Source organism: Lacibacter sediminis (genome assembly GCF_014168535.1).
GTDB classification, from domain to species: Bacteria; Bacteroidota; Bacteroidia; order Chitinophagales; family Chitinophagaceae; genus Lacibacter; species Lacibacter sediminis.
The window spans coordinates 478,408-495,791 of record NZ_CP060007.1; the positions used below are offsets into that span (position 1 = coordinate 478,408).

18 protein-coding genes are annotated in these 17,384 nt (G+C 40.4%); 7 read left to right on the forward strand and 11 right to left on the reverse strand.

The genetic code is table 11. The features are described from left to right. Nucleotides 1–124: 124 nt before the first annotated feature. The 5 genes from H4075_RS02235 to pdxH all read left to right on the forward strand — a co-directional run bounded on the left by H4075_RS02235 (nt 125) and on the right by pdxH (nt 5,370). Nucleotides 125–1,915, forward strand: coding sequence for an AMP-dependent synthetase/ligase (locus tag H4075_RS02235; protein ID WP_182803741.1), 1,791 nt, complete (start codon nt 125–127; stop codon nt 1,913–1,915). A 26-nt stretch (nt 1,916–1,941) separates the two neighbouring features. Then, nucleotides 1,942–2,241 carry a GIY-YIG nuclease family protein gene (locus tag H4075_RS02240; protein ID WP_182803743.1) on the forward strand — a complete coding sequence of 100 codons (300 nt, stop codon included), beginning with the start codon at nt 1,942–1,944 and terminating at the stop codon, nt 2,239–2,241. Nucleotides 2,242–2,820: 579 nt separating this feature from the next. Next, nucleotides 2,821–3,537, forward strand: a complete 717-nt coding sequence (gene pyrH / locus H4075_RS02245; protein WP_182803745.1) for a UMP kinase — start codon at nt 2,821–2,823, stop codon at nt 3,535–3,537. A gap of 121 nt (nt 3,538–3,658) precedes the next feature. Continuing rightward, nucleotides 3,659–4,669, forward strand: coding sequence for a hypothetical protein (locus tag H4075_RS02250; RefSeq protein ID WP_182803746.1), 1,011 nt, complete (start codon nt 3,659–3,661; stop codon nt 4,667–4,669). Between the two features lie 59 nt (nt 4,670–4,728). Next, nucleotides 4,729–5,370, forward strand: coding sequence for a pyridoxamine 5'-phosphate oxidase (gene pdxH / locus H4075_RS02255; protein ID WP_182803748.1), 642 nt, complete (start codon nt 4,729–4,731; stop codon nt 5,368–5,370). A 71-nt stretch (nt 5,371–5,441) separates the two neighbouring features. On the opposite strand, the gene H4075_RS21775 is transcribed toward pdxH, so the two are convergent. The 5 genes from H4075_RS21775 to H4075_RS02280 form a co-directional block, all read right to left on the reverse strand. Beyond that, complete coding sequence (locus tag H4075_RS21775; RefSeq protein WP_182803750.1) at nt 5,442–5,561, reverse strand: 30S ribosomal protein THX; 120 nt, start codon at nt 5,559–5,561, stop codon at nt 5,442–5,444. Between the two features lie 108 nt (nt 5,562–5,669). Then, nucleotides 5,670–5,939, reverse strand: a complete 270-nt coding sequence (locus tag H4075_RS02265; RefSeq protein ID WP_182803752.1) for an HU family DNA-binding protein — start codon at nt 5,937–5,939, stop codon at nt 5,670–5,672. Nucleotides 5,940–6,210: 271 nt separating this feature from the next. Then, the gene (locus H4075_RS02270) at nt 6,211–6,516 is read right to left on the reverse strand and encodes a DUF4286 family protein (protein ID WP_182803754.1); all 306 of its coding nucleotides are present in this window, start codon (nt 6,514–6,516) and stop codon (nt 6,211–6,213) included. A 1-nt stretch (nt 6,517) separates the two neighbouring features. Next, the gene (locus H4075_RS02275) at nt 6,518–7,288 is read right to left on the reverse strand and encodes an exodeoxyribonuclease III (protein WP_182803756.1); all 771 of its coding nucleotides are present in this window, start codon (nt 7,286–7,288) and stop codon (nt 6,518–6,520) included. 63 nt (nt 7,289–7,351) lie between these two features. Beyond that, nucleotides 7,352–8,323, reverse strand: coding sequence for a c-type cytochrome (locus tag H4075_RS02280; protein WP_182803758.1), 972 nt, complete (start codon nt 8,321–8,323; stop codon nt 7,352–7,354). A 145-nt stretch (nt 8,324–8,468) separates the two neighbouring features. Here H4075_RS02280 and H4075_RS02285 point away from each other — a divergent pair, with 145 nt between their 5' ends. Then, the gene (locus H4075_RS02285; RefSeq protein WP_182803760.1) at nt 8,469–8,972 is read left to right on the forward strand and encodes an RDD family protein; all 504 of its coding nucleotides are present in this window, start codon (nt 8,469–8,471) and stop codon (nt 8,970–8,972) included. Between the two features lie 12 nt (nt 8,973–8,984). Here H4075_RS02285 and H4075_RS02290 read toward each other — a convergent pair whose 3' ends face one another. From H4075_RS02290 to H4075_RS02315, 6 genes are all read right to left on the reverse strand, one after another. Beyond that, entirely contained in the window at nt 8,985–11,198 is a 2,214-nt protein-coding gene (locus H4075_RS02290) for a TonB-dependent receptor (RefSeq protein WP_182803762.1), read from the reverse strand. 16 nt (nt 11,199–11,214) lie between these two features. Continuing rightward, entirely contained in the window at nt 11,215–12,516 is a 1,302-nt protein-coding gene (locus H4075_RS02295) for a tetratricopeptide repeat protein (protein WP_182803764.1), read from the reverse strand. A gap of 91 nt (nt 12,517–12,607) precedes the next feature. Continuing rightward, a complete protein-coding gene (locus H4075_RS02300) occupies nt 12,608–13,129 on the reverse strand; it encodes a DUF4331 family protein (RefSeq protein ID WP_182803766.1) in 522 nt (173 codons plus the stop codon). Between the two features lie 35 nt (nt 13,130–13,164). Then, nucleotides 13,165–13,824: a DUF4331 family protein gene (locus H4075_RS02305; RefSeq protein WP_182803768.1), complete on the reverse strand. Its 660-nt coding sequence runs from the start codon at nt 13,822–13,824 to the stop codon at nt 13,165–13,167. A gap of 246 nt (nt 13,825–14,070) precedes the next feature. Continuing rightward, on the reverse strand, nt 14,071–14,652 hold the full coding sequence (locus tag H4075_RS02310; RefSeq protein WP_182803770.1) for a fasciclin domain-containing protein: 582 nt from the start codon (nt 14,650–14,652) through the stop codon (nt 14,071–14,073). Between the two features lie 254 nt (nt 14,653–14,906). Continuing rightward, complete coding sequence (locus H4075_RS02315; RefSeq protein ID WP_182803772.1) at nt 14,907–16,274, reverse strand: vanadium-dependent haloperoxidase; 1,368 nt, start codon at nt 16,272–16,274, stop codon at nt 14,907–14,909. A gap of 319 nt (nt 16,275–16,593) precedes the next feature. Between H4075_RS02315 and H4075_RS02320 the strand changes: the two genes are divergently transcribed. Next, complete coding sequence (locus H4075_RS02320) at nt 16,594–17,361, forward strand: LuxR C-terminal-related transcriptional regulator (RefSeq protein WP_182803774.1); 768 nt, start codon at nt 16,594–16,596, stop codon at nt 17,359–17,361. Nucleotides 17,362–17,384: the final 23 nt, after the last annotated feature.

A 17,384-nucleotide genomic window follows, 5' to 3' on the forward strand; every position in this document is an offset into this window, starting at 1 on the left:
GACTTAAAAGGTTGGCAACCCTCGGCTCCATTTTTTATGCAAGCATTACTTATTTCTGCTTAACTTACTTCAACCAAAAACAGGAGTTGCCTGTTTGTATTTCGTACACTTAATTGCATGCTATATGAACCCCACAAGATTATTTGATTGTATTGATGTACAGTTAGCAAGATTTCCGCAGGAAGCCATGTTTGCCGCCAAAGAAGAAGGAGGTATCTGGCGCAAATACAGCACAGCCGAAGTAAAGGAGTTGGTTGACAGACTTGCAGCTGGTTTACTTCATCTCGGTATTTCGGGAAACGATATGAGTGTGGAGAAACGTGATAAGATCGCACTCATCAGTAATAACCGTCCTGAGTGGATGATGCTTGATCTGGCGGTGCAGAAGACAGGTGCAGTTTTAGTACCGATCTATCCAACCCTGGCTGCCAATGAACTGGAGTTTGTATTGAACGATGCCGAGGTTAAGCTTGTGTTTGTAAGTGATACGGAACTCTATCAGAAAGTGCAAAGCGTTCGTGATAAAGTGCCCAGCATTAAAGCTGTTTTCACTTTCGATTATATTCAACCTTCGCTGCATTGGAAAGAGATCATGAGCAAAGCAGGCGAAGAGGATCTGAAAAAACTGGCAATTGCTGCAAGCAGTATCCGTTACGAAGATATGGTGACGATCATTTACACATCCGGTACCACCGGTACACCCAAAGGTGTAATGCTGAGTCATAAAAATATCCTGAGTAATGTAATCTCCAGCACCGAAGTGTTTGCTGAGTTTTGCGCACCGGGCGACAGAGCGTTGAGTTTTCTACCGCTCAACCATATTTTCGAACGCATGGTGACATACATCTATCTCTTCAATGGCGTATCGGTTTGGTATGCAGAAAGTTTGGAAAAAATCGGCGATAACTTAAAAGAAGTACAGCCATCTTTATTTACAACCGTTCCGAGATTACTCGAGAAAGTGTACGAACGCATCATGGGTCGTGGACAGGAATTGACTGGTCTCAAGAAAAAATTATTCTTCTGGGCTGTGGATGTGGGCAGCAAATTTGAGGCGGGCACTAACCAGGGATTTCTTTACAATACGCAACTCGCTATTGCCAATAAACTCATCTTCAATAAATGGCGTGAAGGCTTGGGTGGAAAAGTGAAAGCCATTGTAACAGGTGCTGCTGCTTGCCAGGTTCGTTTGTTGCGTGTATTCACTGCCGGTAAAATGAATATCCTGGAAGGCTATGGTTTAACGGAGACATCACCCGTAATCGCAGTGAATCGTTTCAGTGAATCGGGACGACGGTTTGGAACAGTAGGTCCGGTTATAAAGGGAGTGGAAGTAAAGCTTGAAGAAGATGGAGAGATCTGTTGCAAAGGCGATAATGTGATGATGGGTTATTATAAACGTCCTGATCTTACGGCCGAAGTAATTGATAAAAACGGTTATTTCCATACCGGCGATATTGGTGTAATGCAGGAAGGTAAATTTTTAAAGATCACAGACCGAAAGAAAGAGATCTTTAAAACAAGTGGTGGTAAATATGTTGCACCGCAGCCCATTGAAAACAAAATGAAGGAAAGCAAGTTTATTGAGCAGATGATTGTGGTGGGTCCTGAACGGAAATTTGCCGGTGCATTAATTGTTCCTTCCTTTGAAAACCTGAAAGTATGGGCTGGGCAAAATAACATCAGCTATGGAACAGTGCATGATCTTATCCGCAACCCTGCGGTATTGGAAATGTATAAAAACATTGTGGAAGAATTCAATACACAATTTAATCATGTGGAGCAGATTAAAAAATTTGAACTCTGCGCCAATGAATGGACGGTGGATGGTGGTGAGCTTACTCCAACGTTGAAGTTGAAACGCAAAGTGATCATGGAGAAGTATAGAGATGCGATTGAGAGGATTTATTTGTAAGAAATTAGCTCTGCTAACCTTGTTCAATGCAACGTGGCGGTTCGGTATATATCATGACAAATAATATACGCACTACGCTTTATATTGGCGTTACTTCTGATTTGCGTACAAGGGTGATTCAACACAAAGAACATTTTTTTAAAGACAGCTTCACTGATCACTACAATTGTACTATCTGTGTTTATTATGAACATTTTGGTCGAATAGAAGAAGCTATTGCAAGAGAAAAAGAAATCAAGAAATGGAGACGGGATAAAAAAGATCGATTAATTTCTGTAATGAATCCCGATTGGGAGGATTTATGGAAAGATATTGAGACTTGGTAAATCACGCATTCCGATTTGTTACGAGCTTGCAATTACTCAAACTCTTACATCGTTATGTCGACGATAGGAGACATCTCTACGATTGAAGAGATTTAATTTTTCTTGGCCTTTCGCCTGAATAGTAACAGTATAATTGTATAGAGATTTCTCACCCCGCCACAATCATCAAGAAAGTTGAAATGTAAACTGGCGGAGTTCGAAATGACGTACTCCGATTAAATGCTAGTTTAAGATTACTCAAACTCTAACACCGTCATGTCGACGATAGGAGACATCTCTACGATTGAGGAGCTTTAATTTTAGTTGAACTTTTGCTCGGATAGTAACAGTAAAATTGTTTAGAGATTTCTCACCCCGCCGCAATTACCAAGGAAGTTGAACATTGAAATTGGCTGGGTTCGAAATGACGCCCTCCAATTAATAGGTGCCCAGTATTCAGTCATCAAGTTCAAAAAATTGCTGCGATTTGCATTGCAGCACAAGTGTGCGACGCAACCAAGGCTTCATAGCAGCACTACCGCCCGTCCCCAAAACCGCATTCATTTTTTCCCGTCACTGCAAATCTTTTATCTTCGCAGCATGCTTCCAAAATACAAACGCATTCTCCTCAAACTTTCCGGTGAGTCATTAATGGGTGATAAAAATTTCGGGATGGATTCAACCGTTATTTCCCAATATGCCAAAAGCATTAAATCAATTGTTGAACTGGGTGTGCAGGTGGCCATTGTGATTGGCGGCGGAAATATTTACAGGGGAATGAATGAAGCAGAAACAGGGATCGAACGTGCACACGGCGATTATATGGGTATGCTGGCAACAGTGATCAATGGAATGGCGCTGCAGGCCGGTTTGGAAAAAGCAGGCGTGTACACCCGTTTGCAAAGTGCCATTAAAATGGAACAGATCGCTGAACCATATATCCGTCGTCGAGCTATCCGTCATTTGGAAAAAGGTCGTGTGGTGATCTTTGGTGCAGGCACAGGCAATCCATACTTCACAACTGATACAGCAGGTTCGCTCCGTGCGATTGAAATAAATGCCGATGTTATTCTGAAAGGAACAAGGGTTGATGGTATTTACACAGCCGATCCCGAAAAAGATCCTACTGCTACGAAATACGAAACCATCACATTCCAGGAATGCCTGAGCAAAAATCTACGGGTGATGGACATGACAGCTTTTACACTCTGCATGGAAAATAATCTTCCCATCATTGTATTTGATATGAACAAGCCAAACAACCTCAAACGTGTTGTTACCGGCGAAAATGTTGGAACCATTGTAAACAAGGGCTAACGCTTTTCACAACAGGAAAGGTTTTGGGGATAAAATTATCAATAGGGCAGTAGCTCCCTTCTGTTATTGCTGGTAACTTTCCTGTGTAATAATTTTCCTGCTGTACCTAAAACAACCATTCATGCTACTTGCTATCCAGATCTCTGTTTTTGAAATTGTGATGTTCCAGATCGGAGCCTTAGTGCTCGGCTTTGTGATCCATTACTTCTGGAACATACGCAACGGCAGCCAGTTCGACCAGGATATTGATGTAGAGAAGTATGAAAAGGAAGCACACGACTGGCGCATGAAATATTACAATGTGCTCGAACAACAAAAAGAATCCGGCGAACATCTCAGTAAAGATCTGTTGCAGGCAAGAGAGAATGAACAACTCTTGGTTGACGAAATAGAAGAGTTGAAGGAATTGATCAAAGAATTAAAGCAACGTCCGCCACAGCAGGTGATCGTTGAATCTTCCACTTCTGTTATTGCAACTGATGTTAGTCCGGCTGAATATCTTGCTCAACTTAAATCAGCACAGGATCACTTACTGCAACACAATCAAAATATTTCCAAACTGTTGAACCAGGTTGATCTGCTTGAGAAAGTAGAACAGAAGCATCAGGATACCTTACAACAGAATCAATACCTCACCGAACAATTACAATTATTACGTCGCTCATTGACAGAGAAAGAAAGTGAATTGAATAACATCCGCCAGCAAACGGTGCTTACACAGGAAATGAAGAACCGTTTGGAAACAGCTTACGATGAGTTCAATGAAATTCAATCGAAGTTGTTGAAAGTGGAGCAGCAATTAACATCACCCCAAACACATTCGTTGCACAACGATGAACTGGAAGAAGCCAATCACATGTTGTCGGTTGAGTTAAATGACATGCGCATCAAACAGCGTGAGCTGGTGGAAGAAAATTCACGTCTATCCCAGCATGTGATTGAAATGGAAAGCAAGTTGAAAGAATCAAATCTGCAGCGCCAGCAATTAAGCAAACGCAATGATTTCCTTGAAGAGTTGAACAAAGATCTGCAGCAGGTATCGGATCATAATAAGAAACTGGAATCGCAACTCTCCCGTCTTTCAGAAATTGAAGCGATGCTGGCAAGAATTTCTGCCGGACAAAATCAGTAAATCAGCGGTTGGTAAATTTTCCTTCATTAGATTTGGCGCTTCATTAAAACAATCGTTTTATGTCGTCCATTGCAGACATCCGTCGTGATTATTCCTTAAAAACATTAAATGAAACTGAAATAACTGAGAATCCTTTTCAGCAATTTGCTGATTGGTGGCAACAAGCCATTGAATCGGAAATTGATGAAGTGAATGCGATGACGCTGGCAACAGCATCGCTGGAAGGAGTTCCTTCGGCACGTATCGTTTTATTAAAAGGGTATGATGAAAATGGGTTTGTGTTTTACACCAACTATGAAAGTGCAAAGGGGCAGGAGTTGGCCGAAAACCCGAGAGCAAGCTTGTTATTCTTCTGGAGAGAACTGGAGCGCCAGGTGCGTATTACGGGGTTGGTTGAAAAAGTGAGTTCAACAGAAAGCGACGACTATTTTTTATCACGACCAACAGGTTCACAAATTGGTGCATGGGCATCACCACAAAGTCATGTAATTGAAAACAGAAGTTGGCTGGAGAATAAGGTGAAAGAGTTAGAGACGAAGTTTAGTACAGAACCATTAACACGACCGTCTCATTGGGGAGGTTACAGGGTAAAACCGGTGATCATTGAATTCTGGCAGGGAAGAAGCAGTCGTTTACACGATCGTATTCAATATACCTTGCAGGAGAATAATAGCTGGAAGATCGAACGGTTAGCGCCATAAAAATGAAGTACGAGGCAACAAGATCATTCGCTTAGCAAACAATTTATGCCTCGTACTTCTTAAATAAGTTATTAGTCTTTCTTTTCAGCTTTTTTAGGAGCTGCTTTTTTAACGACTTTCGCAGGACGGCTTTTGCCGAATGATCCTAAAAAGCGTTTTCCTTTTGCGGTTTTTTTATCACCTCTGCCCATAGTAATTTATTTGAATTGTAAAAGTAACGATGATGGAGCAATAGTTGCTCTGTGAAAATAAAAAAGCAAGAAACGGTTAGTTCCTTGCTTTTCCAGTAAGGTCAAGCATTAGAGTTTTGCAGCTAATTCTTTACCTGCTTTAAACTTAGCAACTTTTTTCGCTTTGATTTTGATGGTAGCACCCGTTTGTGGGTTACGACCTGTACGTGCAGCACGTTTTGTAACAGAGAAAGTACCGAAACCAACCAATGTTACTTTACCACCACTTTTCAATGTTTTGGTAACAGCTTCTACGAAAGAATCCAATACAGCATTTGCCTGTGTCTTTGAAAGTTCTGCATCTTCGGAAAGTTTTGCAACTAATTCAGCTTTGTTCATAGTGAGAATTTTTTAAGTGGAGCAAATATAGACGGTTTTGCTTTCCAACAAAATTTTTTTAGCTACTTCAAAATATGTAGGAAACCGCTCAAATCCGCACGGGGAAAGGATTCTGCAGCAGTTAAAAAATCTAACAGATGTATGCAAATGACTGCATTCTGCTGAAACTATTGACAGACAAGGGTTTCAGCAGAATGATTCTGAAACCCTTGCCAGATAAGGGTTTCAGAAGGTGGATAAAGAAATGTCAAGAGCTGATGTTTTTGCACAATTACTGCACAACTTCCATGATACTGCGAAACGCAATGATACGATTGCCCCATTTGTCGAATACTTTTTGACGAAGTGCTGCTGCATGTTGCTGCACATATTCTTCCTGTTGTTGTTTTGTTTCTGCAAAATATTGCGCAGTATAAGTTGGTCCGTCTTCTTCATCGATCTCCAATAGTTTCAGCAACAGTCCGCTTTTGAAACAACCTGTTGCTACAACTTCAGGAATATGTTCTTCCAGCATCCATTTCACCCAGGCATCATGAATACTCCAATCGAGTTTTGAGGTAACATTATAGACGATCATATTATTTCATTTTTAATTCAAGATAAACAGGACAATGATCGCTGTGTTTTACATCAGGATAAATTTCAGCATCCTGCAAATTCTTTTTTAATGGTTCCGTTACACTGATGTAATCAATGCGCCAGCCTTTATTTTGCAAACGTACACTTGGGAAACGTTGGCTCCACCAACTGTAACGGTGTGGTTCGGGATGAAATTCACGAAAGCTATCCACCCATCCGTTCTCAAAAAACTTTGTCATCCATTCACGTTCGGCTGGTAAAAATCCACTTGAGTTTTTATTGCCTTTCGGATCATGAATATCAATTTCTTTATGTGCAATATTATAATCGCCGCAAAGAATAAGCTTTGGATGTTTCTTTTTTAACTCGTTCAGCCATTTATAGTATTCATCAAGCCATTGATATTTAAATTCCTGACGAACATCACCACTGGTGCCACTTGGGAAGTAGGTATTGATAAGGCGGATATCACCGAACTGTAATTGTATTACACGACCTTCATCATCACTAGGTCCATGACCATTACCCACTTCAACAGCATCAGGTTTTATTTTGGTGAATACGGCCACACCACTGTAGCCTTTTTTTTGTGCACTGAACCAATAATCGTGGTAACCAAGATCATTGAATAGTGTATGATCAACGTTCTCTTTCTGTGCTTTTGTTTCCTGCACACAAATAATATCAGCAGGGTCTGTTTTGAGCCAGTCAATAAAACCTTTCTTAATGGCAGCACGAATACCGTTTACATTATAGGAAATGATGCGCATGATGATTTATTCTGCGGCGAAAATAAGAAAGGCGAACTGTTTCTGTTCGCCTTTCTTATTTTGTTATGATTTCTTCTCGTAAACGGTTAGTTCTACTTTATTATGAACCGGCTTTACAGTTTGCAAAAATTTGTAGATCGCTTTTAATTCAAGATCACTCATACGGCTGAAAGGCCCCCATGGCATGGGGCTATGTTTAATGATCTTACCTTGCCTGATACGTTTGACGAACATTTCTTCTGTCCAGCCATAAATACGCCCGGTTTCTTTATCGGGTGTTAGGTTGGGACTTTCACATTCGTAATGTTCGGGATCAACCACTGATTCCATTTTAAAACCACCGGCAAATGGTTCGCCGATAAATGCACCTGTTTTTAAATCACGCATCGTGTGGCAACCAACACAATTGGCAACACTCATGGCCATATATCTTCCGTAGTCAACAGTAGTATCCGGCTGTACAGATTTTGGTGGGGTGCCTGTTGGACCAACAGGTTTTAACATAAATGCTTTTATCACCATTCCCAATACATTCATGTTGTTTTTTGGAATAACATTCTTTACCGGTTTAATTGTTCTGATATAAGAAATGATAGCAGTAAGATCAGCATCGCTGATATTATAGAACGGCATAAAATCAAATATTGCACGTCCGTCGTGACCCACACCATAACGTAAGGAACGTGCAATAGTTTCATCAGATAAATTCCCGATGCCGGTTTCTTTATCTGGTGTGATATTTTTTGGATATATATGCCCGATTGGTAGTGCAAAATCCCGGCCTCCCGGTAAGTCAACTTCCTGTCCTTTATCTACCAATTCTTCGGTACCGGGTTTAGAATGGCAATCGGCGCAATGCGCAGGTCCATACACCAGGTATTTACCTCTTGCAAGCACTGCACTGTCTGTTGATGCTTTAATGGCTGGATAAGGAGCTTCAAATTTTTTGTTCTGATTGAGTAATACAATTACGGAAACTCCCACGATAATGAACAAAAGGATAAGTCCTGTCCATTTAAGGATTTTTTTAAGCATGATGGTTGGTTTTGGGTTATGACTAAACAATCTAAGAAGGTATAAAAGGTAAAAACAATTTTAAGAAAATGCAAGAGGCTAAGAAAAAGAATGTGGCCAATATCTGCACTTTAAAAAAACCGGTATTATTGTACAAATGATCAATATGGAGAATAACCCAATTTCTGATGCTATGGAAAACCCATCACAGACATCTGTGCTTTCCGATATTCAAACATTAAACTATAATTATGCAAGCACGGGCCAGCGGTTTTTTAATTGGCTGATCGATAATTTGCTCATGCGTTTTGGCGTCAGTTATCTTACAGGCTCTGTAGTCGGCGTTCTGCTGCAATTGATCTCTCCTGAAATATTATTTGAACTGGCATCAGGAGAGCGTGGTTTTGTTTTCTGGGGCGTGAGTTATTTTATTGCTATTTGTAACTATCTCTTTTATTATACACTTTGTGAAAAACTGTTCAGAGGTTATACGCTTGGTAAATTAATAACAGGCACGAGAGCCATTAGAGAAGATGATGGGGAACTGACATTTAAAGATGCTTTTATGCGTTCACTATGCCGTATTGTTCCCTTTGAAGCATTGAGCGCTTTGGCCGGGTTCCCATGGCATGATACATGGACAAAAACAAAAGTGGTAAAGACAAGATAAAGTTGAATGGCATTAGAAATGAAAAGCCAGCTTCAATTTTATAAAGAATGGATTGCCCGGTGTGTAATGTAATTCAGTAACAGGATTTGTTTCGTTTCTTAATCTTGATTCAGTAGCAAACTGTGCTTCGTTCCATTGTGTATTGAATATATTCTCCACAACGGTTCCCAGTTCAAACTTGTTGAACGCATAACTGAGCGAAGCATCTGTAACAAAATATCCCTTTGCAGTAATACTGTAATCTTCATTAGCAGCACGGTTGGCTAAATACCGATAGCGGATACTTGCGTTCCAGCTGTTGTATTGATAATTGATACCGCCGGTGCTTGTAACAGTTGGCGCAAGCGGAATATAATTTTCGCCTTTTGCATCTTCAATACTTCTTGCATGTGCAAAGTTGATATTGGCATCGGCTGTTAACGCTTTCAGCGGTTGCCAGCGAACAGAAACATCCGCACCAACTCTTCTTGTTTTACCACCCGGTTCAACAATACCTTCGTCACCCACATATACAAACTCCTGCTCAAGAAATAAATGCCAGGCTGCTGCATTAATGAGCAGGCTCTTGAATGGCTTCCAGATAAAACCAAGATCAGAACCGTACGACGCAGGTAAAACTCGTTGACCGGTTTGCGGTAACACTACACGTGTATCGTTACTGTGAAAACCTTTGCCGTTTTTCAGGTAGAATTGGAATGATTTATTTACTGTGTAGAATATATTCAGCTTCGGACTTATAATTGCTTTTTGTTGTGATGCTAAAGATGGATTCAACTTGTCATTGTAGTCAAAATGAAAATAATCAACTCTTGCGCCAATGTTGAACAGCCAGTTGCCCCGTTCAATTTTTTCATCGGCATACAGCCATGCATTTGCTTCTTTTACATTACCCAATGCAACCGCATCAAGGATTTCTGTTTTATTTTTTGTGCGTGACAGTTCAGAATTGTGTGTAGCATCGAATCTTGCTCCACTGCCGATACTGCTGGTGAAAGCAGTATTGCCTTTGAATTTTTTCGATTGCCAGTTTGATTGCCAGCCATAAATATCTCTTTCTTCCTGTTGCCTGATCTGGTCACCATTCACAGGGTCATTCAGGAAGAAGGTGAAGTTTGAGATAAGGTTGAAATGATAGCGTGAATAGTATAGCTGATGTTCTATCAGATCATCATTATGTAAACGTTGTTGGAGTTTTGTGCTGATGTTAATGCGGCCGGTGTAACCACCTTCAGTATTATCAATAGCACCGAAGCGTGAGATAGTCCCATCGTTCACTGCACGTTCAGGAATTTGTCCGGAGGCATCCCAACGGCTGTTAAAAACATTTGCCTGCAGAAATAATTTGTTACGTTCATTCATCTGCACATTGTATTTACCCCAGATATTCAAACGGTTAAAATTTTGCGGACTTTCAAACGCACCGTCAGAGTAAATAAATTCGGAAGCGATATAGGCACTTTGTTTCTGATTTGTTGCAGGCAATAAATTTACCATGGCTAAAGCTCTGTAGCTATTAAATGAACCAACTTCAGTTTGCACAGTGTTTTGTGAAAGGCGATTAGCCGTCTGCAGTTCAACATAGCCTGCTGTATTGAAGTTACCTTGCTCTGCATAATAACTGCCTTTTCCATAGTCAATTGTTTTTACCAACTCAGGAATAACGAAATGCATATCAGCATAACCTTGCCCGTGTGCATGCGAAGGCATATTTACCGGCATGCCATCAACAGTGATGCGTACATCGGTTCCGTGATCTACATCAAAGCCACGTAAAAATATTTGCTCGGCTTTGCCACCACCCTGGTGTTGTGCTATAAACAAACCGGGAACATAGCGCAAAAATTCCTGTGCTGAATTAACAGGGCGTTGATTGAGATCGATCTTGCTGATGGTTGAATATACTTTTGTGATATCACCTGCAGCGATCACAACTTCTTTCAGGTTGAAAGCAGCACGTGTTAATAAAACATTACCGGTGTTAGCTGTATTGATCTCTTGTGTGGCATATCCAATTGCAGAAATGGTAACGATTGTTTCGCTATTTTCTAAGGTAATACTGAAGCGACCGTCCTTTGCCGCAGTTGTTACTTTGTTTTTGCTTTGTACTACTGCGCCTTCAACAGGTTCGTTTGTAACGGCATCTATGATGCGGCTGCTGTAAGTTGTTTGCGCTGTTAAAAGCAACACATGCAATGAAAAAATGAAAAGCAGTAAAGTTGTTTTCATGACAGTTAGTTGGCAGTTACAAGGTTTTTAATTCCTCTTTTATTTCATTGGCAGTAACAGGACCTAACTCAAAGCTGCTTTCCAATGCTTCTGTCAGGTACTGTTTTGCCAATTTCGGTTGGCCGCTTTTTTTCAGCAGCATTCCTATATGGTAAAGGGCGTCGGGTTCAAATGTTTTATTGATGATACGGCTCTCTGCAATTTTTACAGCTTCCTCAACTTGTCCACTCTTATATAACGACCATGCAAAGAGCTCATATGATTGTGGAGTAGGGCGGTTACTGATCTCTTTTTTTGCAATAGCCATAGCGGTTGATTGATTGTTCAACTCATCGCTCATAATGGTGAACAGATATTTGTTATACATATCGCCGTAAACAGGGTCACTTACTTTGTCAATAAATGAGGCGAGGTATTGATTCCTGGCCTGGTTGTTTTGTTCAAATGCTGCAATCTCACTAAGCATCAGATCGTAATCAGGAACAGGATGCTGCTCCTGTAACCAAGTCAATATTTTTTTAGCAAACGTTGTGTTCTTATCGTTAGAGTAAGCGATCCATGCAATCCCCTTCCATGCGTGATAATAATCAGGATGGTCGTTTACTACTTCTGTATATAATTTGTAGGATTCGCTGATGCGGTTGTTGTGGCCATACATATCGGCCAGGTTTGTCTTTACCCAAGGCAGCAGTTGATCTTTCTTTGATTCTTTAATATCAGCATATGCTTTTTCCATAAAGCTGATACTTGCTTCGCTGTTGCCCTTGTGGTCTTCGAGTTTAGAAGCACGTGTGTAGTAGTCGAAATTATTTTTGTGACGGAAGGCGTTGAGTATTGCTTCTGCCTGTCTGTAATCGCCCAGTTCAAGTTTTACATCAAACTGTTGCAAACGGGTCAGATACAGATCATCACCCATTGTTGCAGCGGTATCAAGATAACGATCTGCTTGTATAAACTGATGTTGAGTAACACAGTTTGATGCCAATGAACGATAAATGCCTGATGAAAATTTTTTTTGCAGTTGATTAGCGACATGATATAAGCTATCACTTTTATGTATGTCACTTATCTGGCCGCTGTATTGAAAACGCTGATTGTACAATGATGCCAGTTTGATCTGACTGCTCATATCATCAGCAGTAATTGCAAGACGATCACTCCAGAATTTCATATCAGCCGCAATTGTTGCTACAGAATTGGCAGATTTGTTTTGTTGCAGCAGTACCATGATTTTTTCTTCCTGCACAACAGGCTTGCTGTTTTTTGAACAGGCCGCCAGCAACACGGTGCAGCAAAGAATGATGAAAGACTTATACATAAAAATGGTTTGTAGTTTATGGTAGTGGTTTTAAAAAGGCGAAGGCTTTAACCTTCGCCTTTACTTGCTTCTCTTGGTTCGCTTATGATTATTAATGAGGCGTAGCTAAATAAGGGAATGAAGTGAGGAACGCTTTGTCGTTTGTATCTACGTTGTCACTTGTAAGGCCGGGATTTGCACTGCCATCAGGACCACCGAATAACAGTAACAGTTCCACATCGATCACATCATCACCAAGTGCACGACCGGTTAAAACATTTGTACCATCAAAGAATGTTGTCTTTTTAGTTGTTGATACATTCAGTACATCCGTTACCAGTAACCCGATCAACTGATCAACATTCTGACCTAATGCATTGGTCGTATAACCAGGGTTAAGACCAAGGAAATTTGTTTTGAACTTTGTGAAGAAGGCCGCATTCATTGCAGATGGAGCTGTTATATTGAATGCATCCTTATCAGCCGGCGCATTGAATACAGTATTAATAGCAGGGCGAGCCATCTGATCCTGAATTTCATAAACCTGTTGTGTAGCAGGAGTGTTTTCTTTCTTACATGCAACAAAGAACATTGTGCCGGCAAGAACTGTGTATAAACCTATTTTGAGTTTCATCTGATTAAAATTTTGTAATTAGAAATTTAGTTTGATTAGTTGATCGCTTTTTTAGATTCAGCCCATACGTTTAAAGTGCCGCTTCCGCCTAATTTTGATTTAGGAACTTCAACAACAATGCTCATTACGTTTGTGCCTTTGAATGCATCAACACCCGGATCATTAAAGCCGGGAGCCATACCACCAACTACTTTCTTGAATTGATTGAGATCAAAAAAGAAAGGATCATCACGTGGGCCTGCAAAAACTTTAATACCATTTTCATCACCAACAATTGGTGCCTGGCCATACGGAGTTACTTTTGCCTGCACACTAAATGCACCGGGAGTAATTGTGCTTTTTGAACCGGTAGCAGCAGGTTTGTAAGGACCATATACTCTCATATTACCGTTCATTACAATTGCCTGGATAACGAGATCTTCAACATTATCGCCTGTGTTATCGATGTTAAATTCAATAAGTGTTTTCTCATCAAATTTTGCAGCGCCTGTTGCAGATGGTGAAAGTAAACCTTGAGTGTTAGCAACGAATACAAGGTTGCTTGTGTTTTCGCCCTGGAAAACATACACGTCAGTAATGTCTGTCGCCTGGTTAGATACAGCAGGTGCATCGAGGTGATCCGCAGCATAGATAATGCCTCCGGTTAACGCTACTGCTGCTGCAAGAACAGTCAGTAAAACTTTTCTCTTTTTCATTGTTTGATTTTTTTTGATTAAAAATTTTTTGATTGATGATTCGTCTTCACAATACTCACAGGGAAATGAGTTGGTACAGATATGATAGAGATACGTTGAAGTGATGCGGGTTGGATTTTATTCTGAAAAATATTTTCAGATTTCGTTCTTTATTGCTGCAAATAAATTTCTGTTGCCTGATGAATGACAAAAAGAAAGCGGATGGTGGAAACCATCCGCTTGTAAACCAAAACCAGGACTACATATTTAGCCTTTCGGCAAAACAACGGCGTCGATAACATGAATAACGCCATTACTTTGATAAACATCTTTGATTGTTACAGAAGCCATTCCACCTTTCTCATCTTTGATCCAGAGTGTTTTGTCTTTCATCCATAACCATAATTTTCCACCTTGTACAGTTGTTAGCTCAGTTTTGCCATTTCCTTCTTTAATAAGGCGTGCAATTTCTTTTGCATCTAAACGGCCTGCTACAACATGATACGTAAGTATTGCTGTAAGCGTTGCTTTGTTTTCAGGCTTCACCAATGTTTCAACTGTACCTGCAGGTAATTTTTCAAAAGCAGCATTTGTAGGAGCGAATACGGTAAACGGGCCAGCACTCATTAATGTTTCAACAAGACCTGCTGCTTTTACAGCCGCAACCAATGTGGTATGATCTTTTGAATTAACTGCATTTTCAACAATGTTTTTTGAAGGATACATTGGTGCGCCACCAACTTCTACTGTTTTTTCATTCATCTTGTTAGATGTTGATGTTTGTGCGTTCAATGTACCTACAGCAACAACAGCTGCAATTGACAAGGCTAACAATTTTACTTTTTTCATTTTTCTTTAGTTTATAAATTGATGATTGATATACGGGGTTATCTGATATGCAGTTGTTGGTTTCTACTGCTTTTGTTTATTCAGATTCAAGTACAGTTACGGAGCAGCAGTAATTGCGGATTTAAAAACAAAATATTTTTTAAAGAAAAGCCCCCGATACACCGGGGGCTTTGTTAACTGTATATTTTTTCGGGTGGTTTTCTTGCTGCTGATTAAACAAGGCACCTGACCATAAAAGAAGAAGAATATCGTTTTTACTCTTTCAAAAATTTTATTGTGCTCAAAATATTCTCTGCCACTTTTTTACCTTGCATAATGCTTCGTTCACAAGTAAGGCGATAGTGAATACCTCCATATATCCTGCTATTAGCAATATCTAGTCCCATTTGTGTAAATGTACTGTAGCTACGTGGAGCATAACCCAGGTAATCGTACGTATGAAGTGTCATAGGAAATTTTTCGCCAAACACATTGCTCATCATGGTTAGTGCACCACCTGTTATTGTTGCATGACCCGAAGGAAATTCCGGATGATTAGGTGTAGGAATATAAGTTGACCATGCAGGATCAATGTACAGCCTAATGTATGTTACGGGACGCATAATATTATAAATATATTTCCTCACAAATAGTATGATTGTAGCATCATGCTGTGCTAAACCAATTTTTGCGTAAGCAAGAGCTGCTTTATCGAGCGAAAAATCTACAATGTTGAGCGCTTGCACAAAAGCAGCAACATAGGTTCCGCCTGCTCCATAACCCGGAGCGTCTTTAAAGTAATCAGCCATCGCTTTTTGTTCAGCAGTGAGTGTTTTTGACACATCGTATATTTCTTTCACTATTGCATAAAAAGCCGAAGTTGGATCGGTGGAGAAAGTTGGCAGCAACTCAATGTCGGTATTATTTGAAGAACCAGGTACGAGCAGTCTGCGCTGATAAGCATATGGGTTAACAGGAGGCGTTGCTGCTGTAGGAACCCAAAGACCCCAACCAACCGGAGGAACATAAGGGGGGTTGACATTTGCTGAACCATCGGTTGCTGCCCATGCAAAAACTCTTGTCGCCACTTCTTTACCAAAAGCAATGGAACGTTGCAGTGTGGCATCATTCACTTCAGTTGCATACGTGGCATTTAATGAGCTTTCAAGATTATCCATTGCAGTTTTATTAGCTGCTGCAGTAGTTGGGAAAAGTTTTCGACTCATTTCAGCCAATGCTGCATTGGCACTAGCTGCCCAATGATAAGCCTTACCTGGTTCAGTTTTGGGCATTTCAGGAAAATCAGTGAGTTGACCTTCGAGTGATTGATAAGCGGGCATACCATTTACCACCGCTTCGTAAGCCGCAATGCCGCAATAAGCCATTGCCCGATCGGTTGCTTGTGTTCCGGTGCCTGCAGGCAATGGTATGCGAAACATTGCTAATTGCATGTCCAGCCATTTGGTAATTACTTCCGAAGAAAATGTTTTGGTTTGCTGCAGATGTCCGTTTACACCGGCCTTGTTTGCTGTGGCGGCATTTTTTTCCTGTAAGAGATCTTCACTTACTTCTTTCTGACAGGAAAAATTTGCGATCGAAAGGAACAGAAACAGAAAAAATGCTCCTTGAATTTTCTTGCTCATAGATTTAAGTTTTAATGGTGATGACTATTGATTTTCACCAGGCTGACGGGTATTAAAATCCGGTTAAGCAGTTTTAGAAAGTAAACCGTATAAGCTACTTCTTCATGAAGGAAAGGGATTGCAGATTCGCAGGGAAGTAAGTACTGTTTTTCCGGGAATAACATATAAATGTAGTGTTGATAAAAACTAGAAAAAATACCGATTTATAGGTAGTTTTGTCTTCCACACCGGTTTACTCCACTCCCCCTGATCACCTCCACACTCTGTGAAAGAAAAGTAATAACCCGACTCTTTTCAATCATCCACTAATGCATTATTTATGAAACAGGAGCCTTTTGATCTTGAGTTTAACCGGATCTTCAAGTGGCTTGGAAATGATTCAGCACCCAGTCAATTGAAATTTGAACTTGATCTGTATAAAAAACTTTGGAATTTTTTTCTGATAGGCGATTCGTATTATTTTATCATCAATCACCACAACCTGCAATTCGAGTTTGTAAGTAAAGAAGTGGAAGAGGTGATGGGATATCTGCCATCTGAATTTGACATTCGGTTCATGAACGACAAACTTCATCCTGATGATCGTTCCTGGTTTTTAGCTATCGGAACCTGCATCGTTGATTTTTTTTCACAGTTGCCGGTGGATAAGCTATTGAAGTATAAGGTGAGATATGATATTCGGTTCAAAAAGAAGAACGGTGATTATGCACGCATACTTTACCAGGGTGTTCTACTGGAGCATGATGCTTCAGGAAAGTTTTTAAGAACACTTAGTGTGCATAGCGACATAACCTATCTTAAGCAAGAAGGCAACCCTGTATTGTCATTTATAGGTAGTGAAGGAGAGCCGTCTTACTTAGACGTTGTCTCTAACAAGCCGTTTGTTGAAAGCAAAGAAGAGTTTACGAAGCGTGAAAAGCAGGTGTTGAAGTTGTTGATCGAAGGAAAACCAAGTAAAGAGATCAGCGGGTTGTTGAAGATCAGTAAACAGACAGTAGATACACATCGCAAGAACATGCTGCACAAAAAACATTTGAGCAATACAGGCGAGTTGATCGGTAAAGCGATCAGAAGTGGGTGGATATGAAAAACCCTCACTTGAAAAGTGAG